The organism is Hymenobacter qilianensis, from assembly GCF_014638675.1.
Classification (GTDB): Bacteria; Bacteroidota; Bacteroidia; order Cytophagales; family Hymenobacteraceae; genus Hymenobacter; species Hymenobacter qilianensis.
In genome coordinates, this window is record NZ_BMFN01000009.1 from 1 (window position 1) to 1862 (window position 1862).

Genomic DNA, 1862 nt, shown 5'->3' on the forward strand with positions numbered 1-1862 from the left:
GGTATCCTGTCAGGGGTGCTGGAGCGGCTAGAAAAGCAAATGTAGGCATGAGTAACGATAAGGCGGGTGAGAAACCCGCCCCCCGATAGACTAAGGTTTCCTGCTCAACGCTAATCGGAGCAGGGTTAGTCGGGACCTAAGGCTACGCCGAGAGGCTACGTCGATGGACAGCTGGTTGATATTCCAGCACTTACAATGAGAAGTGATGCAGTGACGCAGAAGTGAAAGCAACGCGGGCGGACGGAAGTGCCCGTTGAAGCGCGTAGGTATAGAGACAGTAGGTAAATCCGCTGACTTTGCTGAAACGTGATAGTACCCTACGGCCTCGGCCACGGGGATAGTTTGCCTAATCAGACTGCCAAGAAAACCTGCTAAGCGTTTTAATCTTGTTGTAACCCGTACCGCAAACCGACACAGGTAGTCAAGGAGAGTATCCTGAGGGGCTCGAGTGAATCACGGCCAAGGAACTCGGCAAAATGGACCTGTAACTTCGGGAGAAGGGTCGCTTCCTCTGCGCAAGCAGAGAAGCCGCAGTGAAAAGGCCCAGGCGACTGTTTAACAAAAACACATGACTTTGCGAACGCGTAAGCGGAAGTATAAGGTCTGACACCTGCCCGGTGCCGGAAGGTTAAGAGGGGAACTTAGTCGCAAGGCGAAGGTTTGAATCGAAGCCCCGGTAAACGGCGGCCGTAACTATAACGGTCCTAAGGTAGCGAAATTCCTTGTCGGGTAAGTTCCGACCTGCACGAATGGTGTAACGATCTGGGCGCTGTCTCAGCCGTGAGCTCGGTGAAATTGTAGTCTCGGTGAAGATGCCGAGTACCCGCCACGGGACGGAAAGACCCCGTGCACCTTTACTATAGCTTGACATTGACGCTGGGTAACACATGTGTAGGATAGGTGGGAGGCTATGAGCCGGGGGCGCCAGCTCTCGGGGAGCCAACGTTGAAATACCACCCTTGTGTTACTCGGTGCCTAATCTCCGAGACGGGGAAACAGTGTCTGGTGGGTAGTTTGACTGGGGTGGTCGCCTCCAAAAGAGTATCGGAGGCTTTCAAAGGTCCGCTCAGTACGCTTGGTAACCGTACGCAGAGCGCAATAGCAGAAGCGGGCTTGACTGTGAGGCCTACAAGCCGAGCAGGGTCGAAAGACGGATATAGTGATCCGGTGGTTCCGCATGGAAGGGCCATCGCTCAAAGGATAAAAGGTACGCCGGGGATAACAGGCTGATCTCCCCCAAGAGCTCATATCGACGGGGAGGTTTGGCACCTCGATGTCGGCTCGTCACGTCCTGGGGCTGGAGAAGGTCCCAAGGGTTCGGCTGTTCGCCGATTAAAGTGGCACGCGAGCTGGGTTCAGAACGTCGTGAGACAGTTCGGTCCCTATCTGTGGTGGGCGTTAGAGATTTGCGAGGACCTGTCCTTAGTACGAGAGGACCGGGATGGACCAGCCGCTAGTGCACCGGTTGTGGCGCCAGCTGCAGCGCCGGGTAGCTACGCTGGGATGAGATAAGCGCTGAAAGCATCTAAGTGCGAAACTCACCTCAAGATGAGATCTCTTATATAGGAAGAGTCGTGGGAGACGACCACGTGGATAGGCTATAGGTGGAAGGTCCGAAATGGCCGAGCCGAGTAGTACTAATGACTCGAACACTTACCCAATACAGCTCTTTTTCTCCTTTCTTCTTACCCGTTACCTGCGTCAACGTTATTTGTTGTGTCCGCGAACAGGACACGACCGCCAGTAATGGTGGCTTTAGCCCGGGTGTTCACCTCTTCCCATTCCGAACAGAGCAGTTAAGCCCCGGAGCGCCTATGGTACTACCTTCACCGGTGGGAGAGTCGGTCGCCGCCAACCTTACT

At 54.7% G+C, this 1862-nt stretch carries 2 rRNA genes; both read left to right on the plus strand.

Features of this window, described 5'->3' with window-relative positions:
- Positions 1 to 1661 (plus strand): 23S ribosomal RNA (locus IEW06_RS20625); the annotation flags it as partial.
- A gap of 84 nt (positions 1662 to 1745) precedes the next feature.
- Positions 1746 to 1857, plus strand: a 5S ribosomal RNA gene (rrf, locus tag IEW06_RS20630).
- The last annotated feature ends 5 nt before the right edge of the window (positions 1858 to 1862 follow it).